The following is a 24462-nucleotide window of genomic DNA, read 5'->3' as shown; positions in this document are numbered from 1 at the left end:
TTAATTTGTACCCGTACAGATAGGTAAAAGAATGATTTATTTTAGTAGTTGTCCTGCGCTATCCTTTTAATTATATCAGAACTTTTTTTAGAAAAATGGTACAGTTCTGAAAAATAAAAAGACAGGGGTAGGGTAAGATGCAAAAAGAAATTAGAGAGAAAATGGGCGTATTGTTGGGATTAGTAGGCGTTATCTGTTTTAGCTTAACCCTTCCTTCTACAAGCATTGCAGTCAAGTATTTCGGAACGACAGTCGCCGGTTTAGGAAGAACAGCTGTAGCTGCTGTTTTAGTAGCTGTGATATTGATTGTACGAAAAGAAAAATTTCCTTCTCTTCGCCAATTTAAAAGTCTGCTGATCGTCGCTTTAGGCGCAGTTTTAGGGTTTCCTCTGCTCACTTCTTGGGCAATGAAATCATTGCCTGTTTCTCACGGAGCGGTTGAACTCGCTCTTTTACCATTAGCCACAGCCGGTTTTGCGATGTTTAGAGGGAGTGAACGTCCTTCTTTAAAATTCTGGGTCTCAAGTATAATCGGTTCGGCAGCTGTTATCGTGTATGCTCTTCACCTCGGATTCGGTCAACTGCAGTTTGCCGATGCAGCTTTACTAGCAGCGGTGCTGATACTTGGACTGAGCTATGCAGAAGGAGGGGTGTTAGCAAGAGAATTAGGCAGCTGGCAAGTAATTGCTTGGGCCATTATCATCGGTGCACCATTTTTTATGATTCCAGTGGGACTAAGCATTACAGCTGAAATGCTCCATGCGCCTTTACAAGCGTGGGTTAGTTTGATTTATCTCTCAGTAGTGAGTCAATTTTTAGCATACGTTGCTTGGTACAGCGGGATGGCTATGGGTGGAATAGCCAGAGTTAGCCAGGTTCAATATTTACAGCCATTTTTAATGATTCTGTTTGCAGCTCTATTTCTAGGCGAAACAATTACACTTTTTACTCTTGCTATAGCAATAATTGTTGTCTTTTCGGTTGTACTAGGCAAAAACGCTTCGGTGTCAAAAAAAGAAGTGCATCCACAGAAAATAGTGAATAAAGACGCTTAACTAATATGTGAATTTGTTACATTAAAACAACATGCTCTATTCCCGTTAGCAATCAGCAGGCTCATTGCGTCTTCTGTTTTTCTATGTAAGTCTCAAGAGTCAAAAGATAAGAAATGAATGAATTTCCTATGTGAAAAAGGTATATAACGGTTTTTTTTCACATAGGTTGAACATTATACAAGAACTTGTACACCGAAAAAATACAGTTAGACAAATAATTCGTATTGGGCTTGTCATATACATAGAGAGAAGAGGTAGTGATGAAAAAGGACGGGAAATAGAGGAGATAACGAGATGAACACTTTTTTGAAAGGAACGTTTATTCTAGCAGGTGCTGCCTTTGCAGGAGAGTTAATTGAATTTCTTGTAAATATGGTGCTTGCTAGAGAATTAGGTAGGGAAGGCATGGGCATGTACATGACTGTTCTTCCTATCATTTTTCTTATTGCCACGGTAGCCAACTTAGAACTGCCTATTTCTATTTCTAAATTTTTGGCCGAACATCACCGCAAAGAACATCAGCATATGATGAAGCATGCCACCATTTTTGCGACTGCTGTGAGCTTGGGAATCTTTTTTATTACACTGGCCGTATTAGCAGCCTTTCCATTTTTTAGTCACTATCATCCTTACTTAAAATGGGTTGTACTATGTTTCATTCCGGTCGTTTCATTTTCAGCCGTGCTTCGTGGATATTTTACGGGTAAAAATAATATGACGACTATCGCCGTGTCTAATTTTATCCGCAAAGCCTTTCAGCTAACGATTTTATTTATTGTTTTTCAAATGTTTGCTTTCACAGATGTTAAAATGTCGCTGTTTATTGCGATTTGTACGCTAATTGGAACCGAAGCTGTTATTTTACTTTATTTTTTTATCACGTATGTTACTCAGTTAAGTGTTTTATCAAGAGGGCACAGACCTCTGCTTTCTCCAAGTGAGATTCGGAAAAAGCTGTTAGGCGTCTCACTTCCGACCACGGGACTGCGTTTATTTAATGCGGTATGTAATGCTGTTCAGCCGTTTTTAATCAAACACGCGCTCGTTTTGTCGGGCATGACTTTAACCGGGGCCACGCAGCATTTTGGTATGCTAACAGGGGTAGCGATGTCGATCGGCTTTTTTCCGGCTTTCTTTGCTCATTCTCTTTTAGTAGCACTCATACCCGCTGTATCTGAAGCTCATGCGAAAAATCAGGAAGAACAGCTTCAAAGACTTTTGACTCAAAGCATGCAAATGACATTTTTATATGGCATTCCGTCTATAGTGGCGATGTATTTCTTTGCTGAGCCGCTTACCAACTTGTTTTTTCATTCTACAGAAGCGGTGTACTATTTAAAGGCTTTATGGCCGTATTTTCTTTTTCACTTCTTCGCCGTTCCGCTTCAGGCTTATTTAATTGGCCTTGGCTATGTAAAAGATGCTTTTTATCATACGATATGGTCTCATATTGTGTCTTTTTCCCTGATGTTTTTCTTAGGATCACAAACAAATATTGGCATGCAGGGAATTATTATCGGGATGAACTGCGGCGTGGTTGTCTTGACGGTTCTCCATTATGTAACGATTTGTAAAGTCATTAACGTTTCCTTTTTTTCACTTAAGCATAAAACGCATTTATCTTAAAAAAACCTCCAACAGTGAAGTTGGAGGTTTTTTGGTTACCAGTTATTCATAATTGAGCTAAACAGTGTAGCAGGATCTTGTCCGCCGCCGCCTGATAAGTACTTCTTTTCTTGCGTAGAATTGGCGTTATCAAAGCCAGCGTGGATAGAGACCACTGCATCATCGGTATACCCGACAAACCAAGCATCTTTGTCATCGTTAGTTGTACCGGTTTTACCTGCAGCATCTCTTGAAGAACGAGCGTTAACACCTGTTCCATAGCTTTTTTCAATAACATCTTGCAGCATAGATGTCATCGTATCTGCATTTTCTTCACTCATTACTTGCTCTGTCTGAATATCGGGCTTTTTCACTGCACCGCCGCGCATCTCAAGTTTTCGAATTGCATAAGGCTTAGTCATAACACCTTTGTTAGCAAACGTTGTATATCCTTGTGCTAACTGAAGAGGTGAGAACGTCGCTGTCGTTCCTCCAAGAGCAAGTCCTAGCTGCTTCTTATCATTATCTTCAAGAGGAAGTCCTGCTTTTTCCATAAATTTTGCACCTTTACTAATACCGATTTCTTTTAAAAGCCACACGGCTGGAACGTTAAGCGAACGAGTAAGCGCTTGACGCATTGTAACATGGTCTTGATATTGTCCATTTGCATTTTTAGGACTGTATCCACCGCCAAAGTCCTGACGTTCATCACTTAACAGTGAAGTTGGCGTATAGTCTCCAGTTTCTAATGCAGGACCGTATACAGCTAACGGCTTAATAGCTGAGCCAAGCTGATAGCCGCTAGTAGCGCGGTTTAAGCCGTTCCGCTCATAGCTGCGTCCTCCATACATAGCCGAAATGGCGCCCGTTTTAGGATTGACAGCTGAGATTCCTACTTCTACTTTGCTGTTGATGTCATCATCTCGGAACGTATGATTTGCTACAGAGTTATTAATCGATTCCTGTAAATTAGGATCAAAATCTGTGTAAATCGCATAGCCGCCTTCATAAAGATCGTCCGCTGATACGCCGTACTCCTGAGCAGCTTCTTTAATCGCGTAATCAATAAAGGCCTGATTTTGGCTTGCTTTTTTGACCGGAATGCTTGGCTTTACAACACGTTCGTTTAGTGCTTGCTGATACTGCGTGTCGTTAATAACGTTTTGGTCATGCATCAGTTTTAATACAACGTTTCGTCGGGATGTCGCTTTTTCTGTACTATTGCTTGGTGAATACGTACTCGGCGCTTTCGGCAGTCCTGCTAAAAGCGCAGCTTCGCCTACGGTTAAATCTGATACAGGCTTATTAAAATAAAGCTGAGAAGCTGCACCAATACCATATACACCGCTTCCGAAATAAATTTGATTTAAATATAATTCCAAGATTTGATCTTTTGTAAATTGTCTTTCTAAGCCTAGTGAGAGAAACATTTCATCTACTTTACGTTTAATGGTCTTATCACTAGATAAGTAAAGATTTCTTGCTAACTGCTGTGTAATGGTACTTGCGCCTTCAGCTTTACTCATTGTTACAATGTTCGTAAAAAGGGCGCGGCCAATACCTTGTAAATCAATCCCAAAATGCTTGTAAAAGCGACGGTCTTCCGTTGCAACAAACGCCATTTTTACATAATCGGGAATTTCATTGCTCGAAACATTTTGACGGGGAACGGTTTTATACAATTCGTCAATCTTACGGTCATTTTTGTCATAGACTACCGTACTTTGAACCGACTGCAGTTTCGAGTAAGATAAATCAGCCGTTTGCTGAAATTGCTTTAATACATAGGTAACTCCTAGCATTACAATTAAAACAACGACTAAAAAGGCTAAAATAAATTTCCTCATGTTGGTTCACTCCACTAAGTAATAATTCCATGTTCACACATAGCTACATTCTTCGTCTTTACAAGGTCGTTATGTAAAGAATGCTGAAGTTTGTTGACCCATTCAATCTTTTAACAGAGAAATGGATGATAAAGTATTAACGTTCACAAGCTGACGCGCTAAGTTTAATAAAGGCTATTATTCAAGTGCAGGTAAGTTTTTAGGGTATAAGATGATTGACATAAATAGCTCTTTACGCAGTTATTTTTTGCTTACTCGCAGATGCTTCGTTTTTTTATTAAAACTGAAACGAAGTGAAATACAATCATCTGAACTTAGTTTACCCATAAATTTGTGTTTGTCAAATAAAGTCGTATAAAGCACCATTCGGGGCTTTGTTCCCCTTTATGAAAAAACAAGCTGGTATTTTACTTTCTGTTTCTCATAGAAAAAAGTTGTTATAACACGTATACGAAATACGATTTAGTACGTTCGGGTATAAATGCTGATATCTGTTGAAAGTAACGAAATAAAGCAAAAATTAACTAATTTATCAGACTAGGGCACTTTTTATACGACGGAGGACGGGTGAGTTTTGATCATTATCCACCTTTTGACCGGAGCACTTAGCTAAAAGTGGAATATTTCTTTCCCCGTTATAAGTCAAACGAATTAAATACCTAGCTGCATATGAGCAATAGCCATATGAAGTTATTCAGTATTATGTGATACTGCCAGCAAAACATACAGGTATTTCTTTGACAGTGGTTCCTTTACAAATGCTTCGAAAGTTCTTATAATGAAATTATCTTTAATTCGAGATATTTAAAAGGAGTGGATATACGTGAAACATATTTTTAAAAAAGGGACGGACGAAACGAAACCGACTTTATTGCTGTTGCATGGTACAGGAGGTACAGAACAAGATCTGCTCCCTGTTGCAGATATGATTGATTCCTCTTGCTCCGTATTATCTGTAAGAGGAAATGTATTAGAAAACGGAATGCCCCGTTTCTTTAGACGTTTACAAGAAGGAATATTTGATATAGAAGATTTAATTGAACGTACAAAAGACCTTCATCAATTTTTAGATGAAGCGGCTGAAACATATTCATTTGACCGAAACAACATCGTAGCTGTAGGCTACTCAAATGGTGCCAATATTGCAGGAAGTTTGCTATTTCATTATGAGAATTCTTTGAAAGGGGCAGCCCTTCTTCATCCAATGGTTCCAAGAAGAGGAATTGAAGTGCCTAAGACCGACGCTTCTATCTTTATTGGCGCAGGCACAAACGACCCTATTTGCCCAGCATCAGAAACGGAAGAACTTTCTGCGCTTTTAGAAAAAGCCGGAGCGGACGTACAGGTGCATTGGGAATCATTTGGTCATCAGTTAACACGAACAGAAATTGAAGCAGCTGAAAAATGGTATCGGTCAAAATTTTAACTTAAAAACTTTCCGCACAGGTGCGGGAAGTTTTTTTATTTTTAAAAAACAATGACAGTTATCATACAAAAGATAGATATAAATGGTAAAAAGTACTTTTTTTACTGAATGAAGGGAAATTTTATGATATCATTTTATTTCCGGTATATCCTTGCAGAACAGCTATTTTTAGGTGAAGTATCAAATTATTTTAAAATTCCGGACTTCTATCACAAAAAAATGAAACCAAAGGCTGAGTAAACCGTTATAATAAATGCAGGATTTAAATTTAAAAGGATGGTTAAAAGCATATGACTCGTTTTTTTATTGTTTTATTTTTCGTTCTAATGGTTATATGTGTATATACCATTATTTCGCAAACCCTTTACCGTCGCTATCATCCATCAGTCATAATAAAAGGGGCAAAAAAGCATAAAATAGCTATAACATTTGACGATGGGCCTCATCCTGTTTATACGCCAAAAATTTTGGACTTGTTCAAACTGCATGAAATGCAAGCTACTTTTTTTATTGTGGGAGAACTAGGGGAAAAGCACCCGTCTATTTTAAACAGGATGATCGATGAAGGACATGAAGTAGCTATACATCATCATCGCCATGTGAGTGCATGGACGCAAACACCTTGGCAATTAAAAAGACAAATTCATCAATGTGCACAGGTTATAGAAAAAGTAACAAATCAAAAGCCGCTTTTTTATCGTCCGCCGTGGGGACATTTAAATATGAGCAGTTTATCAATGGCCAAGCCATATCACCTTGTGATCTGGACAGGAATCTTTCAGGATTGGACACTAAAAACAACGAAAACGGCATTAGTTCAAAAACTAATGCGTAAAGTAGGAGATGGAGCCATTTTTGTTTTACACGATAATGGAGATACCCCGGGAGCAGATGAAAAAGCACCTGAAATGACGATTGCGGCGTTAGAAGAATTTTTACCTTACTTAAAACAGCAAGGATATGAAAGTATAACCATGCAGCAATTGATGAATCAATCGTAAATAGAGGAGCGAGCAGTGGACTTAACAATTATTTCTCAGTATATACATTCTTATGGTTATATTGTTATTTTACTTGTACTTTTTTGTGGGATTGTTGGAATTCCAGCGCCTGAAGAATCATTTTTAATATTATTAGGCATGTTTATTGCCAAACATCAGCTGAACTTATACGAATCATCTCTTTTTGCTTTTTTAGGTGTTATAACTGGAATGCTTACTGCTTATGGGCTAGGAAGGTATGCGGGAACCCCATTTTTTGATAAATACGGAAAATACGTAGGGTTAAACAAAGAGAAAATTGAAGCGGCAAGCGGCAGCTACCATAAATACGGGATATGGACCATTTTATTTGGTTTATATATTCCAGGCTTGCGTCAGATTAGCCCATATATGGCGGGAGTAAGTCGCTATCCGTTTTTACTTTATTTATTGTTATCGGTAGTAGGAAGTCTAGTATGGGTCCTTTCTTTTCTGATTCTAGGTTACTATGTAGGAGATCGAATTCATATTTCGTATATTATCATGGGCGCTGTAGCTTTTTTCGTCATTTATTTACTTATAAAAAGAACAAGAAACCGAAAACGTCTTGAGAGGAGGGATGGTCAATGAGGAAGGTTTTATTTCTACCGCTTTTTCAGATGCCATCTGGTCATCACCAAGTAGCAGACGCCGTTATGGATGCCATCATGGAGCGTTTTTCGCACGTTATTTGTCAAAAAATTGATTGTTTAAGCTATTGGAGCAAACCGCTTGAACAAATGATTTCATCGATATACATGAAATGGATTTCTGTTTTTCCAAAGCAGTTTGAAAAATTTTATTACGGTCATGTATACAAAAAAAACGACCATACGATGGATGATTTTGTTGTGAAAAAGTGGCCGATTATCGAATACCATATGAAGAAATTAATTGATGCAGAGCAGCCGGATGTCATTGTTTGTACCCACAGCTTTCCTTCCTGTGTATTAAGCGGGTTAAAAGAAAAAGGCATCATTGATCTTCCTATTATAAACGTATACACCGACTTCTTAGTAAGCGACGTATGGGGTAAAAATGGAATTGAGCTTCACTGCGTGCCTGATCAGGATACAAAAGCGTTTTTACAAAACGTTCACGGTGTAAAAGAGTCTTCTATTTATGTAACGGGCATTCCGGTTCATAAAGCGTTTTTAAAAAGACGGATTGACCATCTCATGCCACAGAAACATATACTGATTGCCGGAGGGAATTCCGGCCTTGGAAATGTACGCAAAATGCTTCAGCAGCTTCCGCAAAACTGTACGTATATGTATTATGTGCTGTGCGGAAAAAACAAAAAGTTGTATCAAGAACTAATAAAATTAAATCACCCGAGAATTAAAGCGGTCTCGTATGTAAAATCGAGAGAGAAAATGAATGATTTATATGAGGGAGCAGATGCGATTGTCACAAAAGCGGGCGGAGTGACAATTAGCGAAGCCCTTCACAAGAGACTACCTATTTTTATTCACTCGTCTCTTCCCGGTCAAGAACAAATTAACATTGAATATCTAAAAGAAAAAGAGCTGCTGATACCGCTTAATGATGCTGAAGCCTTTGAACAGCAGCTTAAGAACATTTTAGAAAATGATGTGAAACGAAACCGCTTGATGAAACGAATGGACGAATATGTAGACAGCTTAGAAGTAAAAGTAGATCGCGTGCTTGCAGATCATTTTAAGCTGTATCGATATGAGACAAGTCAAAATCAATTTTAAGCAGAACATTGGTTATTTCTTTTTACATTCGATAAACTAACTGTAGACATAACATCTGTAGAAGGTTAAATGAAGTAAAAGGAGATTATAATATGAACTCAGTTATTGAAACGATTTTAAATCATCGTTCTATTCGCAAATATGAAGACAAACCATTGTCCGAAGAGCAAATTCAGACGATTGTAGAAAGCGCACAGGCAGCTTCCACATCAAGCTATATTCAAGCGTATTCCATTATTGGAGTAAAAGATAAAGAAACGAAGCGAAAGCTTGCTCAATTAGCAGGAAATCAACCTTACGTAGAAACCAATGGACACTTCTTTGTATTTTGCGCTGACTTTCATCGTCATGATGTCATTGCGGAAATGGAGAAAAAAGATTTATCAACAGCGCTCGAAAGCACAGAGCAGTTTATGGTAGCTATTATTGACGTTGCCCTTGCTGCGCAAAATGCAACGCTTGCTGCTGAATCAATGGGGCTTGGAGCTTGTTACATTGGCGGTTTGCGTAACGAATTAGAAGAAGTAAGCAAAGTGTTAAAACTGCCTCATCATGTAATCCCGTTATTTGGTCTAACGGTTGGGCATCCAGCGGGTATTACGGATAAAAAGCCGCGCTTACCATTTAAACATGTGTATCATGAAGAAACATATGAGCCGAATGATGAGCAGACGAAAAAAGAATTAACAGCGTATAACGAAGAAATTTCTGCTTATTACAACGAAAGAACAAATGGCAAACGCCAAGACACGTGGACTGGTCAAATGGCTGAAATGCTTTCCAATCCTAAGCGTATGTATATGAAAGAGTTTGTTGAAAAGCAAGGATTTAACAAGAAATAAAAAAGCTGGGACAAAAGTAGTTTAGCCGAATTGAAAAGCGAACCGCTCATCAAAAATTTTGATGAGCGGTTCGCTTTTTTTGTTATGGTGAACATAGGTTTCATTTATGTAGTTTCTTCTAGCAGTTGACTGGATTCATTTCCAACCTCTTTTTTTGTTATGAAAAAAACTTAATATACCCGTTAAATGGTCAATAAAAAAGAAGAGGCATAGCCAGCCATGATAGAGAAATTTAACTATTTTGGTAAAAACAACAACAAAAAGCAGTAAAAAGTAGAAACGTTTCATCATATAGCCAAATTATCAGAAATATTACGTTTAGACGTTCCGTTTTGTTAAGTTTTGTAATAAAAGTAGCATGGCTCTGTAACGGCTGTGAAATGTGAGGATGATATCATTCAATCATTGAGTAAATAAGGAGGTATTCGTAATGAAAAAATTTATATTTACTCTAGGAACAACAGCAATCCTTTCAGCGGGATTTGTAGGTGCAGCTTCTGCTTCTACAAGCGGAACGTATCACGTAGAAAAAGGTGATACGTTATGGAAAGTCGCTCAAAAGAACAGCGTGAGCGTAGACGAGCTAAAAGATGCAAATAACTTAACATCTAATATTATTTATCCAAATCAAGAATTAAACGTAGCTACTATAAAAGAAATGACGCACAAAGTTCAGCAAGGAAACACATTATGGTCCATCAGTCAGCAATACGGCGTGACGGTAGATCAAATTAAAGAATGGAACGGACTGAAGTCGGATTTAATTTATCCTGGCGAACAATTAAAAATTCAGTCTCCAAACGGCCAAGCTCAGCAATCAAGCCCTTCAGTAGCCCAGGCTGCTCCAGAAGCTCAGCAAGCTCAAGCGCCGGCTGAACAAACTCAAAAAGAGCAGCAGCAAGCTCAAGCTGAACAGGCTCAAAAAGAGCAGCAGCAAGCTCAAGCTGAACAGGCTCAAAAAGAGCAGCAGCAAGCTCAAGCTGAACAGGCTCAAAAAGAGCAGCAGCAAGCTCAAGCTGAACAAGCTCAAAAAGAGCAGCAGCAAGCTCAAGCTGAACAAGCTCAAAAAGAGCAGCAGCAAGCTCAAGCTGAACAGGCTCAAAAAGAACAACAACCTGCTGAATCGTCACAACAAGCCAGCGGCAAATCAATGACAGTTGAAGCAACTGCCTATACGGCTAATTGTGCTGGATGTAGCGGTACAACTGCTACAGGAGTGGATTTAAAAGCAAATCCAAATCAAAAAGTAATCGCTGTTGACCCTAGTGTTATTCCATTAGGTTCGAAAGTTTATGTAGAAGGCTATGGTGAAGCTGTAGCTGCCGATACAGGTGGAGCAATTAAAGGCAATCGAATTGATGTATTCGTTCCTGCTGAAGGTGATGCTCAACAGTTCGGAAGAAAATCTGTTAAAATCACGGTTATGAACTAAGAAGTTCTTTATAAAATTGCTAGTCTAGTATTAGAAATACATAGCTAGTAAAACAAAAGAGGTGCCTTATGGCACCTCTTTTTATTTTATAATACGCTTTGCTCCCGCATAGCTGTTTTTCCAGTAAGCTGTTGAAAGTGATTGCGTTTTAACGCCTTTGCTGCTGACATAAATGAATTCTTGTTTGTCTAGGTAAATTCCTACGACTGAAACGGATTTGCCGTTTTTAAAGAAAACTAAATCTCCAGCCTGCAGGCTGTTTTGCTTTACGTTCGTGCCGCTTTTATACTGATCTGCTACTGTACGAGGGATAGAAATATTTGAACCCGCGTTTTTATATACATACTGTGTGTACCCTGATACATCAAAACCTTTTGGTGTCGTGCCTCCATATTTATATGGCTTTCCAATTAGCGTTTTGGCATACGATACAATTTGCTGCTGTTTTGCACTAACAGAAGTTTGAGGTGCTGGAGCCGGCGAAGGTGCGCTTGCACTTTTCACTTTCAGAACTTGTCCAACTTTTAGCGCATCTGTTTTTAAGTTGTTTAATTTTTTTAATTCAGCTACCGTCATGCCGTACTTTTTAGCGACTGCTGTCAGCGTGTCTCCTTTTTTCACCGTGTAGGTGCCATTGCTATCAGCCGGTGTAGATGGAGCTGTTGGTGAAGGTTGAATATCTTCATCAAGCAAATAACTCATATTTGCGTTAAACGTTACTTTTCGCTTCGTTTTATAGCTCTTCGCTTTTTGCTGAAATTGCGTATTGTATGCGTTGATTTCTTTTTCAAAATTTGCAGAGATCTTATTAAATTCCGCGTCACTTACATCTCCATACGCATAGTCTTCAAGATCCACAATGTAATTGTAAAGAGCAATTAAGCTGTCGTATAAATACCCTTGAAGCTGATCAGCTTCTGAATTAAGGTGATTCATCGCGTAATTTTTATCAGTCTTTGTTAGAAACTGGTCAATTTGATCCGCAAGCTGATCATATGCAGCTAACGCTTTTTCGTCATCTTTTATTCCTTCAATTTCTTTTAGCTTTTTTTCTACGGTTTTATAAAATGGTGCGTAATAATCTGCTAGCGAATTAACGTCTTTTTGATAAACGCTGACAGAAGAAGCAGCATAAGCAGAGTGACTAAAAACAGGCGTTGTCACCGATGCTCCTACTAAAACAGATGCCGCTATAAATGGTACAAGTAGTTTCTCTTTTTTCATTTGTAAAGTCCCCCAAATATCCAAATAATAGTATAGCAGATAAATTATACTATATTAGGTTATAAAAGAACTAGTGCTTTTCCTTTAATTTCATATTTTTTAGCAGTTTGCGTACCTGATAGAAGATAATCTAAGGAACAAAGAAAATATGTGATACAATGTACAAATATTCAGTTAAAAAGGAAGTGTACGATATGCAGCAATTTATCAAAGAAATAGCGCGCGGAAAAAGGGGATCAACTGACTTAACGTATGAACAAGCAAAAGAAGCAGCTCGCTTAATCGCTTCTGGACAAGCTACGGATGCTCAGATCGCTGCTTTTTTTATCGCGGAACGTATTAAAACTGAAAATGCAGATGAACTATTGGGATTCGTTCATGCTTTTCGTGAAAAAACAAAAGAAATACCGCTGTCTCAGCCGTTAAAAGATAAATCAATTGATTTTGCAAGCCCTTATGCAGGGAGGAATTCATTTTTTGCGACCATTCCTGTATCGATTTTATTAGCTGAAAGAGGTGTGCCAGCTTTTTTACACTGTACAGAAGCGCTTCCTCCAAAGTTTGGAACAACGATTGAAGACGTACTTCATTCATTACAGATCCCTCAAGCTCAAACGATTGACGACATCGGTCATGCGTTTGAAACGTTAAAAATTGGCTTTGTAAATGCCGAAACAATCTCTTATCCTCTTAGCCGCATCAAACAAGTTCGTCATGAAATTGGTGTAAGGACACTTATTAATACGGTTGAAAAACTACTAAACTTATCGAATGCTTCTTCTTTAATGATGGGCGCTTTTCACCGTACAGCCATTAATAAGATTGTGCCTATTTTTGCTTCTCTGCCTTTCAAACACGTATACGTGGTACAAGGGATAGAAGGATCAGAAGATGTACCTGTACATAGAAGCAGCTTTGTTTTTACGATCTCAGAAGGAGAGATGGAGTCGTTTATTGTCAATCCAAAAGAATACGGACTGTTTGTGGAAGAAGAGCACTTTGAAAAGAAAATAAGCGTTGAAAAACAAGCGGAATATGTGACGCGCATTCTGGAAGGTGAATCTTCTTCCGAACTGACTTACGTCTATAATCAAGTAGTATTAAACGCTGGCTTGCGCTATTATTTATTCGGGTATGAAGCTTCTATTGAAAAAGGAGTAGACTATGCAAAACGTCAGCTGGCTGAAGGTTTGGGCTGGAAACACCTGCAGAAATGGAAAACACAAGCGATTTCAGAAAAGTAAAAGGTGAGCAAATATGCTCATCTTTTTTTTATCGGAAGAGATAAATTCTTTGTTTTTTGTCAGAAAATTTACTATAATTAGTTATGTATTTTGTGTTAGAAAATGTCACATTTGATGTTAATTAGAAAATAGATTAGCAGAAAGGAAGCTTTCATTGAAACTTACGTCGAGAGAACAAGAAAAATTAATGATTGTCGTAGCTGCAGACTTAGCAAGACGCCGTCAAACAAGAGGATTAAAACTTAATTATCCCGAAGCAGTAGCTATTATTACATATGAAATTATGGAAGGAGCTCGTGATGGCAAGACGGTAGCACAGCTAATGCGAGAAGGGACCAAGATTTTAAAACGAGAAGATGTAATGGAAGGTATTCCGGAAATGATTCATGATATTCAAGTGGAAGCTACCTTTCCAGACGGAACCAAGCTCGTCACTGTGCACGATCCAATTCGTTAAGAGGAGGGAAAGATATGATTCCAGGGGAATATTTCTTAAAAAAAGACCCAATCACATGTAATAACGGAAAGAAATCAATTAGCGTGACTGTAATCAACAGAGGCGATCGACCTGTTCAAGTAGGGTCACACTTTCATTTTTTTGAAGTGAATGCTGCGCTCGAGTTCCCCCGCGAAGCTTCGCTTGGCTATCATTTAAATATTCCGGCCGGCACAGCCGTTCGTTTTGAACCAGGTGATGCAAAAGAAGTCGATCTCGTTGCTTTCTCGGGAACAAGAGAAATCTACGGTCTTAACAATAAAACAAACAGATCGCTTTCTGATAGAAAGGAAGATGTATAAGATGAGTTTTCAAATGTCGCGACGTCAGTATGCAGATATGTTTGGACCAACCGTTGGAGATGCGGTTCGTTTAGCAGACACAGAGCTATTTATTGAAATTGAAAAAGATTTCACCACGTACGGAGATGAAGTAAAGTTCGGCGGAGGAAAAGTCATTCGTGACGGAATGGGGCAGCATCCTCTTGCAACACGAAGCGAAGCAGCGGACTTAGTATTGACAAATGCAATTATTGTTGATTATACAGGCATATATAAAGCAGATATTGGAATAAAAGATGGGCTCATTCAAACCATCGGAAAAGCGGGCAATCCCCTGCTGATGAATGAAGTAGACATCATCATTGGTGCGAGTACAGAAGTGGTTGCAGCTGAAGGAAAAATTATAACCACCGGCGGTATTGATGCACATATTCATTTCATTTGTCCGCAGCAAATTGAAACTGCTCTTGCTTCTGGCGTTACCACAATGATTGGAGGAGGAACAGGACCGGCTACAGGAACAAAAGCGACAACTTGTACACCCGGAGCTTGGCATATTGAACGAATGCTTGAAGCTGCTGAAGCATTTCCAATGAATATTGGCTTTTTAGGAAAAGGGAATGCAAGTGCCAAAGAGCCTTTAATTGAGCAAATTGAAGCTGGAGCGATTGGACTAAAGCTTCATGAAGACTGGGGAACCACGGCATCTGCTATTGACACAAGCTTACAGGTAGCAGACGATTACGATGTTCAAATTGCGATTCATACAGATACTTTAAATGAAGGCGGCTTTGTCGAAGATACGATTGCAGCGATTGGCGATCGCGTCATTCATACCTATCATACTGAAGGAGCTGGAGGCGGACATGCACCTGATATTATGGAAATGGCAAGCTTTCCAAACGTGCTTCCATCATCAACTAATCCAACAAGACCTTATACTGTCAACACGCTTGAAGAACATTTAGATATGCTCATGGTATGTCATCATCTTGATCCCTCTGTACCAGAAGACATCGCTTTTGCTGATTCTCGCATTCGCAAAGAAACGATTGCAGCTGAAGATATTTTACACGATTTAGGTATATTCAGTATGATTTCTTCAGATTCCCAAGCAATGGGACGTGTAGGAGAAGTGATTACAAGAACGTGGCAAACAGCTGACAAAATGAAAAAGCAGCGAGGGAAACTTGATGGTGACAGCGAAGTTGGGGATAACGCACGTGTCAAACGCTATGTAGCTAAATATACGATTAATCCAGCTATTGCTCATGGAATTTCCGAATACGTAGGATCAGTAGAAACAGGGAAAATGGCTGACTTAGTCCTATGGGAGCCAGCGTTTTTTGGAATAAAGCCTGACTTGATTGTAAAAGGCGGTTTGATTGCACACAGCTTAATGGGAGATCCTAACGCTTCAATTCCAACTCCACAGCCGGTTTTATACCGTCCGATGTTTGCTTCTTATGGAAAAGCAAGAGCTAAAACGTCTCTTACGTTTGTGTCAAAAGCAGCTTACGAGAACAAAGTGGGAGAGAAACTGGGGTTACAAAAGCTGCTTAAACCGGTTAAAAATATTCGTCAATTAAAAAAAACAGATATGAAGTTAAACGGGGAAATGCCTAAAATTGAAGTTAATCCCCAAACGTACGAAGTAAAAGTAGATGGACAAATGATTACATGTGAAGCAGCAGAAGTTGTGCCTATGGCGCAGCGATACTTTTTATTTTGAGGTGAAAGAAATGGTAATCGAAAAAATTATCGGAAATATGGCAACATTAGAAAAACGGGCTCCGCATATAGAAAAGGTATATATCGAAAGTGATCACCTAGTAAAACGCGTTCAGCGCGTTGTAACAGATCACGGTAAGGAACTGGGAATTCGTCTAAAAGAAAATCGCGAGCTCACTGATGGCGACGTGCTGTTTATGGATGAAAGCAATATGATTGTTGTTCAGGTGGTGGCAGACGATATTTTAACCATTCAGCCGATTGATATTCAGCAAATGGGAGAAATTGCTCATCAGCTTGGCAACCGACATTTGCCAGCACAGTTTGAAGGTGGAGACATGCTCGTACAGTACGATTATTTAGTCGAAGAATTGCTCCAGCAGCTTGATATTCCCTATAAGCGCGAAAAAAGAAAAGTAAAACAAGCTTTTAAGCATATCGGACACAGTCATGACTAATTCATTGCTTTCGCTGATTCAACTATGTGATTCAAATTTTCCATCCGGTGCATTTTCACATTCGTTTGGCTTTGAAACGTATATTCAGCGAGATCAAATTCACAACACAGAAACCTTTCAGGAAGCGCTTCGTACATACCTTGATGTTCAGCTGACGTATACGGACGGCTTAGCATGCAGACTGGCTTATGAATATGCGGCTCATGACCAGTTTAACGAAATTATGAGAGTGGATCATGAATTATACGCTCTTGCTTTGTCAAAAGAAACAAGAGAAGGGACAAGACGCGTGGGCCAGCGCATGTTAAAACTTTGCTTAGAGTTATTTCAAGGCTCTTATTTAGAAACGTATATGAGTGAGGTAAAAGCAAAGAAGGCGTATGGACATCCTGCTGTTGTATTTGCGTTAGCCAGCCTGCAGTTAAATATCACAAGAGAAGAGGCAATTTTAAGTCACTTGTACGCTAGCATTTCTTCGTTAATTCAAAATGCTGTTCGCGGCATACCAATCGGTCAAACGGATGGACAAAAAACGCTCGTTCTTTTTCAACCGCTGCTGCAGCAAGCACTTCAGCATATTTTACAAGCGGATCAAGAGGAATTTGGTGCCGTGACACCAGGGTTAGAAATCGCTCAAATGCAGCATGAACAATTGCATGTCCGATTGTTCATGTCATAAAAAAGGAGGGAAGGCCTTCTAACGATGAAGGCGTAAAAAATGAATGCAATTAAAATTGGAATTGGTGGACCTGTTGGTGCAGGGAAAACAATGTTAGTAGAACGATTAACGCGTGCACTAGAAGGACAGCTAAGCATGGCAGTCGTTACAAACGATATTTATACAAAAGAAGACGCGCAATTTCTAGTAAAAAACAGTATTTTGCCAGAAAATCGTATCGTAGGAGTAGAAACAGGAGGATGTCCTCACACGGCCATTCGAGAAGATGCATCTATGAACTTTGCTGCGATCGATGAGTTAGTGGAACGTCACCCCGATGTTGAACTTATTTTTGTAGAAAGCGGAGGAGATAATTTAGCTGCAACGTTTAGCCCAGAGCTCGTTGATTTTTCGATTTATATCATCGACGTAGCACAAGGGGAAAAAATCCCGCGTAAAGGCGGTCAAGGAATGATTAAATCTGATTTATTCATTATCAACAAAACAGATTTAGCCCCGTATGTAGGAGCCAGTTTAGAAGTAATGGAAAAAGATACAATCCAAGCAAGAGGGCACAAGCCTTTTGTTTTCACCAATTTAAAAGAAGATAAAGGGCTCGACCAAGTGATAGAATGGATTAAAAAAGAGGCCTTTTTAATCGGCCTTGAATCATGAGCTACACGGGTTATTTAGAGCTTCGAGCAGAAAGAAACAGTGAGCGAACCGTTATTAAAGATACGTACCATTACGGTGCTTTCAAAGTTGCCAGACCTATTTACCTGACTCCTGAATCACCTTTTGTTTATATGCTTCACGTAGGCGGAGGATACGTGAGCGGAGACAAGTATAAAACGATGATAACGGTAGAGAAAAATGCCCAGCTGACGGCTACTACTCAATCTGCGACAAAGGTGTACAAAACACCGAACAAAGCTGTTTTACAAGAAACGTGTATAACCCTTGAAGAACAAGCCATCATGGAATATATACCAGACCCGCTTATTTTGTATGAAAATGCTGCATTTGTCCAAGAAATAACGGTTCATATGGCACAAAACGCTGCTTTGTTTATGTGTGACAGCATCACCCCGGGGTGGTCGCCGGACGGGCAGCTGTTTCAATATACCTCTATGCGTTCCAAGCTTAAACTGTATGTAAACGAGCAGCTGAAGGTATACGATCACTTATACTTGAAGCCAGAAAGCCATTTGCGCGGCATGATGAAAATGGAAGGGTATACTCATTTTGGATCGATTATCATTGTTCATCCAAACGCCGACGACGCATTTATAGCGAAAGTACATCAGCTGTGCGAAGAGGCTGGGTGTAAAGTAGGAGCTTCCGCACTTCGAATCCCTGGATGTGCTATTCGAATATTAGCTGCTAGTACACAAGAAGTTGAAGACATAATCGCTAAAGTATACGGATTGTTCCGACAGCATTTACTAAAAGCTGAAGTATCACTTTTGCGTAAGTATTAAAGAGGCTGGGACAGAAGTATTGTAGTTGAAGGAAGATCCGAACGAGCTGGATTCTTAATGGAGAATCAAATTCGTTCGGATTTTTTTATTGCTAGGGTGAACGTAGGTTTTCTGTATGTAGTTCCTTCTAGACGTTGATTAGAGGACAAAGCAACGTCTTGCACAGAAATCAACAGCTGTGGAACAAGCAGTTCAGATCATTTGTCCTGCTTATTCGTCTTTAGATTGAATTGTTTTTGTTATGTCTCATTCGCTTTTAGAACCACAGGCTAAATAATCCGTCGCTTACACCTAAATTGTACATATAATAAAGGCCAAATATAATGCTGACAGCGCCTGTTACCTGCATTAAGCAACGGTTTAACGTGACTTGCTTTTTAGTTGTAACAAATGGAATTCCAATAACCGTTGTAAATAACAGCATGCCAAGACAAGTGCCGATTCCAAAAATGACAATGTACAGAGCACCTTGCCATACGTGAGTAACGGTGCTCATCGTTAATACCACCATCGCTGCGCTTCCGGCCAGTCCATGAACAAAGCCAATGCCCAGTGACTTTAAATAAGACGTTTTTTCGTGATGCGTATGTATTTGTTTTTTGTAAGACAGAAGTGAGGTAAAACCGAGGTAAACGAGCATAATGCCCACTAAAAATTCAAGTGACATGCTCATCCGTTCAGAAATACTGCTTTTTAACACCATTAAAATCATGCCAAAAATAAACAGCGTAAGCGTATGACCAATCCCCCAGTATACTCCTGCAAGCGAAGAGCGCCACAGTTTTTTACTTTTTGAAGCAATGGTTGATACAGCGATAATATGATCTGGTTCTAGAGCATGCTTGATTCCTAAAAAAACCCTAGTATTAAAATTGAAAAAAAACTTGTTTCCATGTCAGCTTTCTCATCCTTTCGTACGTATAAAACTAGTATATCGTACGCTTTTGTTTTAATAAACGGAAAATTCTAAACAAAAACGTCTGGTCAAATAGCTAAACTATTTATCAATTTACAATAAGTTACAAATATTAAAGGAGATGTAGTATAAAAATTTTACATTTACAAAAACTATGAGTAAATTATTGTGAGGTTGATAACTATGGACAAAATTTCTACTGATATCATGCTGTGGAGTTCTTTTATACGTCAAAATGTTAGGACAGAACGTGACTAGACTAGAAGCTCTTTTATGGAGCATTGCGTTGCCGGGCTTTGGCCAATTACTAAACAAAAAACATATAAAAGGAATTTTGTTTATTGTACTTGAATTTCTCATTAATGTGGGGGCAAATTTTAATGAAGGCATTCGCTTAAGCTTTTTAGGAGAAACAAGGCAGTCCCTAGAGGTAATGAACATGCAATGGTTAATGTTTTATCCATGTTTGTATTTTTTTGCAATTTGGGATGCTGTTAAAGAGGCAGAAAACGGCGCATCGAGATTTACATTTATTCCTTTTGTCTCCTGTGCTTATTTTGTTACAGTAGGCATTATGTATTCCTCAGTAACAACCATCAGCGGTGTTTTTATAGGGCCGATTTGGCTTCCTATGCTGTCTGTTATACCCGGACTTGTTGTCGGACTCATTGTCAAAAAGCTATTAGAAGTGTATATACATAAGAAAAAATAAACGTCATTACAATCTATACATCAGTAGATTTTAATGGACGTTTATTTTATTTTTGTTTATAAATAAGTAATAAAGTCTCTTATTTAGGGAACGTACTAACAGTGGCTGTTTTTACATAACTTTAAGAGAGCGGGGACTACTCATAAAAAAGAGCACATTGAAAATGGAGAGAATGTGTACAAGCTTATATAATAGCACTTTGACAAAAAGAAGCTGGAGAGAAGGTGGATAGAGGATGATCACAAATGGTATTTATCGTTTTTTTCTTATCTGGTACGTATGCGGAGTCGTCTTGCTTTCCTTCGATTTGCTGCCTTCATGGTTAGAATGGGCAAACGCGGTCTTTTTACACTTGAGCAGTCTTCTTGCTCTTATTTATCTAGCTAAAGCTTATGGAGTAAGGCGGGCACTGCTCGTTGCGATATTTGTGACAGGCGCATCTATTTATATCGAAAGTCTAGGTGTTAAGTATGGATTTTTATTTGGATCCTACGATTATGAAAAAGATTTTGGCGCCAAAATTTTAGGGGTTCCTCTGACCATTGGTTCGGCTTGGTTTATGGTTGTGATTACAAGCAGAATATTAGCTCTCGGAATTATGAAACGTATGGAACTGCCGTTTATTGTCCATGGAATTGCCTATGCAGTCATTAGTTCGCTTTTTGCTGTTATTATGGATTTGGCTATTGATCCTGTTGCTTATGTTGTTAAACAATATTGGGTGTGGGAAGGGGACAGCTTTTACTATAATATTCCTTTATCAAATTTCTCCGGCTGGTTTTTATTGTCTTTCTTCATTCAGCTGGTCGTATATTTCTTTTTAGCTAAGTCTCCTAAAGAGGAAAATCCAGTGTGGGAAAGAAGAATGGTATTTTTGTATAGTGCAGTTGTCATGATGTTTGTTATTGTAGCGTTAGCAAATGGCCTATGGCTTGTCGTATGGCTGACGATGATTCCTTTTCTTATTCTTTATATTGTGTATAAAAAGGAGACTCGCCTATGATTTACCCGAAGAAAAACTCAATATTTGAGCGATTTTTTCAACTGTTTGTCACATATCAGCTTAAAAAGCAATTTTATCGTATTCATTTACATATAGAAGGGCTCCCAAAAGATAAAAAAATCTTATTAATTGCTAATCATTCCAGCTGGTGGGACGGTTTAGTGACATTTTATTTAAATAACGCGGTATTAAAAACAGATCTATACGCTATGATGTCTGAACAAGGAATGAAGGATTTTCCTTTTTTTCAGCGAATCGGAGCTTTTTCAGTAAATGCAGCGTCTCCGAAGCACACGGTGGAATCGTTAAGGTTTGCCAGTAAGCTGTTAGAAGAGAAAAAAGCGGTGCTTATTTTTCCTCAAGGAAAAGAAGAGCATCTTGAAAAAAGACCGTTAACTTTTTCTGAAGGACCTGCTTTCCTTCTAAAAAAGCATTCTGACGTTGAAGTTATTCCCATTACGTATTATTATACGTTTCGCCATGATCAGCGACCAGAGCTTTTTATCTGGGTAGGGCAAGCTGTTTTTTACGACTCAGCTAAGGCAAGAGAAGAGATAACCAACACGCTAGGCGGTGCAGTCACTGCTCAGCTCGATCATCAGAAACAGAAAATAATTCAAGAAAACGATGAGGAATTTACGGTTTTATTAAAAGGAAAAAAGACGCTTAGTGAATGGTTAACGTGGTGGAAAGCGAAGGTGAAAGAATGATTTACTATGTGCTTTTATTTATTTTTATGCTGCTTTTAACCATTGTAAATATTCAAGCAATGCCTAAATTAAAAAGATACGAGCCGGATTCCAAAACCCCTCAGCCTCTCATTTCTATTTTGATTCCAATGCGAAATGAAGAACGAAATGTAAAACGAATCATTTCCTCTATTAAAGGATTAACGTACAGCAATCTAGAATGTGTCATACTAGACGATCAGTCCACAGATCAAACACGACCACAGCTGTTGAAAGAAATTCACGGCGATCCGAGGTTTACCATCATAGAAGGAAAAGAGCTGGGAGAGGGCTGGGTCGGAAAAGTTCATGCTTGTCATCAGCTGTCGCAAGCTGCAAATGGGGACTATTTATTGTTTGTAGATGCAGATGTAGAACTAAAAGAACGTACGCTAGAACATACTTTAGCCACAGCACAAGCGACAAAAGCTGCTCTTTTAACAGGTTTCCCACGTTTTCCCGTAAAAACGTGGTTAGAAGCATTGGTTGTTCCGCTTCAGCATGTGGTTGTTTTTAGTTATTTACCGGTTGTCGTAGCTAATCGTAACAAGATGAGCAAAGCTTCAGCTGCTCACGGTGCTTTTATGTTTATAAAAAAAGAAGCTTACGAGGCCGTAGGAGGACATGAAGCCGTCAAATCTTCACTAGTAGAAGATGTACACCTGGCCCAGCTTTTTAAGCAAAAGAAATATCGCGTCATTTTAGCTAATATTACCTCTCATGTTAGCTGTTATATGTATGAAACAAGAGAAGAAGTATGGAACGGTTTTGCTAAAAACATCTTTGTAGGTTTGGGCCGCTCTGCTAAAGCGGTTTGGGTACTAAGCGTTTTTTTTGCCTGTTACTATGTGCTGCCGCTTCCTTTTTTTATAGCAGGAGGATTCACAGGCAACTTGCTTTGGATTCTGCCTTTTTGCATTATGCTTTTTCAGCGGTTTTTAATTGACCGGTCGGCTCAGCAAAAAGGGCTTTTGTTTTGTACGATGCCGGCGTCGGCAATTGCGCTCATGCTGCTGATGAATCATTCCATGAAGCGTGAACGAAAAAAGCAGGGATATGAATGGAAAGGAAGGCATTATCAATGAAAAAAGTACTAATAGTCGGGGCAGGATTGGGCGGATTAGCTGCAGGAGTTCTTCTTCAAACAAAAGGGTTCGATGTCACAATTGTGGAAAAAAACGAGCATGTAGGCGGAAAGATGATGCCTGTGCAGCTAGGAGAGTATTCTTTTGATTTTGGGCCTAATACCATTACAATGCCCGAAGTTTTTCAGTGGTTATTTGAGCAAGCGGGTGAACGGCCAGAAGACTATATGCCTCTTGTCAAACTAACCCATCATACGAATAATTTTTTCATCGACGGCTCACAATTTTCCATGTCTATAGACGAAAGAAAAATGATTCAGCAGCTTGAACGTCTCGATCCCTTTGCTGCGGAGCAATACCCTGCCTATTTAAAAGAAGTAAAAAGAATATACGACGTTGCAAAAAGCCAATTTTTCTACCGGACATTTTCATCGTGGAAAGATTACACAAACCCTTCTTTATTAAAAGCGTTGCTGCAAGTAAGGCCGTTCGAAACAGTAGATACGTTTCATCAGCGTTTTTTTCGAAACGAAAACATTCGAAATGCATTTAATCGATATGCAACCTATATCGGATCTTCACCTTATACATCACCCGCTACGTTTTCACTGATTGGACACTTAGAAATGAATGATGGGGTGTACTATGTAAAAGGAGGAAATACTAGAATTGCAAAAGGGCTGGGACATGTTTTCCGAAAAGCTGGAGGAAAACTGTATACAAACTGCAGCGTTACTGAAATAATCGTAAAAAATAAACGGGCTGTCGGAGTGGAAGTAAATGGAGAAGAAAAGATAGACGCGGATATCGTTATTGTGAACGGCGACTTGCTAAAAGCCTACCCGGCACTTGTAAAAGAACAGGATAGACCTCATTTTAAAAACAAAAAAGCAGCTGAATTTGAGCCTTCCATATCAGCTTATGTGATTATGGCAGCTGTTAAGAAGCGCTTTTCTCAGCTGATTCATCATCAAGTGTATTTTTCTCAGGATTATAAACAGGAATTTTATGAGTTATTTCAGCAAAAAACGCTTCCAACCGATCCCACCATCTATATTTGTAATTCTTCATATACCGATAACACGGTAGCACCGGGTGATAATTTATTTATTTTAGTGAATGCTCCTGCTGTGAAAGAAGAGAATCAAGAAGAAATGAACGCTTACAGAGAAGTTGTCTATCGCAAGCTTTCTCAGTTTGGTTTAGATATTGAGCCCTCGCTTGTACATGAACGAATTGTTACTCCATATGAAATTGAACAAACGTTTGGGGCATTTAAAGGTGCTTTGTACGGCGTGAGTTCAAATCGGAAAATGGATAGTTTTCTTCGGCCAAGCAACGTCTCAAAAGATGTTAAAAACTTATATTTTGTAGGAGGAACGACTCATCCAGGCGGAGGGTCTCCTATGGTCACAATTAGCGGTATCAATGTAGCTACGCTTATTTCCTCTTCCTAATTGATAAATCAGGATTGTCAAAAAGTTTAGTTTTTTGGTAC

23 protein-coding genes and 1 pseudogene are annotated in these 24462 nt (G+C 39.0%); 21 read left to right on the top strand and 3 right to left on the bottom strand.

The genetic code is table 11. The annotated features are described in order from the left end of the window. Positions 1 to 137 precede the first annotated feature (137 nt). Together LJC66_RS15790 and LJC66_RS15785 are read left to right on the top strand one after the other, a co-directional pair. Entirely contained in the window at positions 138 to 1055 is a 918-nt protein-coding gene (locus LJC66_RS15790) for a DMT family transporter (RefSeq protein ID WP_230932985.1), read from the top strand. A gap of 294 nt (positions 1056 to 1349) precedes the next feature. Next, positions 1350 to 2681 carry a polysaccharide biosynthesis protein gene (locus LJC66_RS15785; protein WP_116514018.1) on the top strand — a complete coding sequence of 444 codons (1332 nt, stop codon included), beginning with the start codon at positions 1350 to 1352 and terminating at the stop codon, positions 2679 to 2681. A 35-nt stretch (positions 2682 to 2716) separates the two neighbouring features. Here LJC66_RS15785 and LJC66_RS15780 read toward each other — a convergent pair whose 3' ends face one another. Continuing rightward, entirely contained in the window at positions 2717 to 4507 is a 1791-nt protein-coding gene (locus LJC66_RS15780; protein ID WP_230932984.1) for a transglycosylase domain-containing protein, read from the bottom strand. An 823-nt stretch (positions 4508 to 5330) separates the two neighbouring features. Here LJC66_RS15780 and LJC66_RS15775 point away from each other — a divergent pair. The 6 genes from LJC66_RS15775 (at position 5331) to LJC66_RS15750 (ending at position 10947) form a co-directional block, all read left to right on the top strand. Beyond that, entirely contained in the window at positions 5331 to 5933 is a 603-nt protein-coding gene (locus LJC66_RS15775; protein WP_230932983.1) for an alpha/beta hydrolase, read from the top strand. Between the two features lie 290 nt (positions 5934 to 6223). Next, positions 6224 to 6934 (top strand): polysaccharide deacetylase family protein, encoded by a 711-nt coding sequence (locus LJC66_RS15770; RefSeq protein ID WP_195696623.1) that lies wholly within the window; start codon positions 6224 to 6226, stop codon positions 6932 to 6934. A 15-nt stretch (positions 6935 to 6949) separates the two neighbouring features. Further along, on the top strand, positions 6950 to 7543 hold the full coding sequence (locus LJC66_RS15765; RefSeq protein ID WP_230932982.1) for a DedA family protein: 594 nt from the start codon (positions 6950 to 6952) through the stop codon (positions 7541 to 7543). After that, a complete protein-coding gene (locus LJC66_RS15760) occupies positions 7540 to 8673 on the top strand; it encodes an MGDG synthase family glycosyltransferase (protein ID WP_195696625.1) in 1134 nt (377 codons plus the stop codon). Before LJC66_RS15765 ends, LJC66_RS15760 begins: the two co-directional genes overlap by 4 nt. A 92-nt stretch (positions 8674 to 8765) precedes the next feature. Further along, entirely contained in the window at positions 8766 to 9515 is a 750-nt protein-coding gene (gene nfsA / locus LJC66_RS15755; protein ID WP_153254509.1) for an oxygen-insensitive NADPH nitroreductase, read from the top strand. 430 nt (positions 9516 to 9945) lie between these two features. Next, on the top strand, positions 9946 to 10947 hold the full coding sequence (locus LJC66_RS15750; protein ID WP_230932981.1) for a 3D domain-containing protein: 1002 nt from the start codon (positions 9946 to 9948) through the stop codon (positions 10945 to 10947). An 81-nt stretch (positions 10948 to 11028) separates the two neighbouring features. Here LJC66_RS15750 and LJC66_RS15745 read toward each other — a convergent pair whose 3' ends face one another. Beyond that, a complete protein-coding gene (locus LJC66_RS15745) occupies positions 11029 to 12171 on the bottom strand; it encodes a C40 family peptidase (protein ID WP_230932980.1) in 1143 nt (380 codons plus the stop codon). Positions 12172 to 12365: 194 nt separating this feature from the next. Here LJC66_RS15745 and LJC66_RS15740 point away from each other — a divergent pair, with 194 nt between their 5' ends. The 8 genes from LJC66_RS15740 to LJC66_RS15705 all read left to right on the top strand — a co-directional run bounded on the left by LJC66_RS15740 (position 12366) and on the right by LJC66_RS15705 (position 18520). Continuing rightward, positions 12366 to 13415: an anthranilate phosphoribosyltransferase gene (locus LJC66_RS15740; protein ID WP_230932979.1), complete on the top strand. Its 1050-nt coding sequence runs from the start codon at positions 12366 to 12368 to the stop codon at positions 13413 to 13415. Positions 13416 to 13569: 154 nt separating this feature from the next. After that, positions 13570 to 13872: an urease subunit gamma gene (locus LJC66_RS15735; RefSeq protein WP_013057659.1), complete on the top strand. Its 303-nt coding sequence runs from the start codon at positions 13570 to 13572 to the stop codon at positions 13870 to 13872. 14 nt (positions 13873 to 13886) lie between these two features. Continuing rightward, the gene (locus tag LJC66_RS15730; RefSeq protein ID WP_013083758.1) at positions 13887 to 14213 is read left to right on the top strand and encodes an urease subunit beta; all 327 of its coding nucleotides are present in this window, start codon (positions 13887 to 13889) and stop codon (positions 14211 to 14213) included. A 1-nt stretch (position 14214) separates the two neighbouring features. Further along, positions 14215 to 15924 carry an urease subunit alpha gene (gene ureC, locus LJC66_RS15725; protein ID WP_230932978.1) on the top strand — a complete coding sequence of 570 codons (1710 nt, stop codon included), beginning with the start codon at positions 14215 to 14217 and terminating at the stop codon, positions 15922 to 15924. A 10-nt stretch (positions 15925 to 15934) separates the two neighbouring features. Further along, entirely contained in the window at positions 15935 to 16381 is a 447-nt protein-coding gene (ureE, locus tag LJC66_RS15720; RefSeq protein ID WP_075420876.1) for an urease accessory protein UreE, read from the top strand. After that, complete coding sequence (locus LJC66_RS15715) at positions 16374 to 17060, top strand: urease accessory protein UreF (protein ID WP_230932977.1); 687 nt, start codon at positions 16374 to 16376, stop codon at positions 17058 to 17060. The genes ureE and LJC66_RS15715 overlap by 8 nt, the downstream gene beginning before the upstream one ends. Before the next feature lie 39 nt (positions 17061 to 17099). Beyond that, the gene (gene ureG / locus LJC66_RS15710; protein WP_013057654.1) at positions 17100 to 17714 is read left to right on the top strand and encodes an urease accessory protein UreG; all 615 of its coding nucleotides are present in this window, start codon (positions 17100 to 17102) and stop codon (positions 17712 to 17714) included. After that, positions 17711 to 18520 carry an urease accessory protein UreD gene (locus LJC66_RS15705; protein ID WP_230932976.1) on the top strand — a complete coding sequence of 270 codons (810 nt, stop codon included), beginning with the start codon at positions 17711 to 17713 and terminating at the stop codon, positions 18518 to 18520. The genes ureG and LJC66_RS15705 overlap by 4 nt, the downstream gene beginning before the upstream one ends. A 256-nt stretch (positions 18521 to 18776) precedes the next feature. Here LJC66_RS15705 and LJC66_RS15700 read toward each other — a convergent pair. Next, positions 18777 to 19414: pseudogene (locus LJC66_RS15700) on the bottom strand (HoxN/HupN/NixA family nickel/cobalt transporter). Positions 19415 to 19686: 272 nt separating this feature from the next. Here LJC66_RS15700 and LJC66_RS15695 point away from each other — a divergent pair. The 5 genes from LJC66_RS15695 (at position 19687) to LJC66_RS15675 (ending at position 24421) form a co-directional block, all read left to right on the top strand. After that, positions 19687 to 20148, top strand: a complete 462-nt coding sequence (locus LJC66_RS15695; protein ID WP_230932975.1) for a hypothetical protein — start codon at positions 19687 to 19689, stop codon at positions 20146 to 20148. Positions 20149 to 20383: 235 nt separating this feature from the next. Beyond that, positions 20384 to 21151 carry a carotenoid biosynthesis protein gene (locus LJC66_RS15690; protein ID WP_116514009.1) on the top strand — a complete coding sequence of 256 codons (768 nt, stop codon included), beginning with the start codon at positions 20384 to 20386 and terminating at the stop codon, positions 21149 to 21151. Continuing rightward, positions 21148 to 21861 carry a lysophospholipid acyltransferase family protein gene (locus tag LJC66_RS15685; protein ID WP_230932974.1) on the top strand — a complete coding sequence of 238 codons (714 nt, stop codon included), beginning with the start codon at positions 21148 to 21150 and terminating at the stop codon, positions 21859 to 21861. The genes LJC66_RS15690 and LJC66_RS15685 overlap by 4 nt, the downstream gene beginning before the upstream one ends. Continuing rightward, positions 21825 to 22964, top strand: coding sequence for a glycosyltransferase family 2 protein (locus tag LJC66_RS15680; protein WP_230932973.1), 1140 nt, complete (start codon positions 21825 to 21827; stop codon positions 22962 to 22964). Before LJC66_RS15685 ends, LJC66_RS15680 begins: the two co-directional genes overlap by 37 nt. Continuing rightward, a complete protein-coding gene (locus LJC66_RS15675; RefSeq protein WP_230932972.1) occupies positions 22961 to 24421 on the top strand; it encodes a phytoene desaturase family protein in 1461 nt (486 codons plus the stop codon). Before LJC66_RS15680 ends, LJC66_RS15675 begins: the two co-directional genes overlap by 4 nt. The last annotated feature ends 41 nt before the right edge of the window (positions 24422 to 24462 follow it).

It is taken from the genome of Priestia sp. TSO9, from assembly GCF_021029645.1.
Taxonomy (GTDB): domain Bacteria; phylum Bacillota; class Bacilli; order Bacillales; family Bacillaceae_H; genus Priestia; species Priestia megaterium_E.
The sequence above is the reverse complement of the archived record's forward strand: the minus strand, read 5'-3'. Positions and strand labels throughout refer to the sequence as shown.

Bases quoted from the DNA above. Each gene is read 5' to 3' on its own strand.
- LJC66_RS15790 (WP_230932985.1), top strand. From the start codon at position 138: ATGCAAAAAGAAATTAGAGAGAAAATGGGCGTATTGTTGGGATTAGTA.
- LJC66_RS15785 (WP_116514018.1), top strand. From the start codon at position 1,350: ATGAACACTTTTTTGAAAGGAACGTTTATTCTAGCAGGTGCTGCCTTT.
- LJC66_RS15780 (WP_230932984.1), bottom strand. From the start codon at position 4,507: ATGAGGAAATTTATTTTAGCCTTTTTAGTCGTTGTTTTAATTGTAATG.
- LJC66_RS15770 (WP_195696623.1), top strand. From the start codon at position 6,224: ATGACTCGTTTTTTTATTGTTTTATTTTTCGTTCTAATGGTTATATGT.
- LJC66_RS15760 (WP_195696625.1), top strand. From the start codon at position 7,540: ATGAGGAAGGTTTTATTTCTACCGCTTTTTCAGATGCCATCTGGTCAT.
- nfsA (WP_153254509.1), top strand. From the start codon at position 8,766: ATGAACTCAGTTATTGAAACGATTTTAAATCATCGTTCTATTCGCAAA.
- LJC66_RS15750 (WP_230932981.1), top strand. From the start codon at position 9,946: ATGAAAAAATTTATATTTACTCTAGGAACAACAGCAATCCTTTCAGCG.
- LJC66_RS15745 (WP_230932980.1), bottom strand. From the start codon at position 12,171: ATGAAAAAAGAGAAACTACTTGTACCATTTATAGCGGCATCTGTTTTA.
- LJC66_RS15740 (WP_230932979.1), top strand. From the start codon at position 12,366: ATGCAGCAATTTATCAAAGAAATAGCGCGCGGAAAAAGGGGATCAACT.
- LJC66_RS15730 (WP_013083758.1), top strand. From the start codon at position 13,887: ATGATTCCAGGGGAATATTTCTTAAAAAAAGACCCAATCACATGTAAT.
- ureC (WP_230932978.1), top strand. From the start codon at position 14,215: ATGAGTTTTCAAATGTCGCGACGTCAGTATGCAGATATGTTTGGACCA.
- ureE (WP_075420876.1), top strand. From the start codon at position 15,935: ATGGTAATCGAAAAAATTATCGGAAATATGGCAACATTAGAAAAACGG.
- LJC66_RS15715 (WP_230932977.1), top strand. From the start codon at position 16,374: ATGACTAATTCATTGCTTTCGCTGATTCAACTATGTGATTCAAATTTT.
- ureG (WP_013057654.1), top strand. From the start codon at position 17,100: ATGAATGCAATTAAAATTGGAATTGGTGGACCTGTTGGTGCAGGGAAA.
- LJC66_RS15705 (WP_230932976.1), top strand. From the start codon at position 17,711: ATGAGCTACACGGGTTATTTAGAGCTTCGAGCAGAAAGAAACAGTGAG.
- LJC66_RS15690 (WP_116514009.1), top strand. From the start codon at position 20,384: ATGATCACAAATGGTATTTATCGTTTTTTTCTTATCTGGTACGTATGC.
- LJC66_RS15685 (WP_230932974.1), top strand. From the start codon at position 21,148: ATGATTTACCCGAAGAAAAACTCAATATTTGAGCGATTTTTTCAACTG.
- LJC66_RS15680 (WP_230932973.1), top strand. From the start codon at position 21,825: ATGGTTAACGTGGTGGAAAGCGAAGGTGAAAGAATGATTTACTATGTG.
- LJC66_RS15675 (WP_230932972.1), top strand. From the start codon at position 22,961: ATGAAAAAAGTACTAATAGTCGGGGCAGGATTGGGCGGATTAGCTGCA.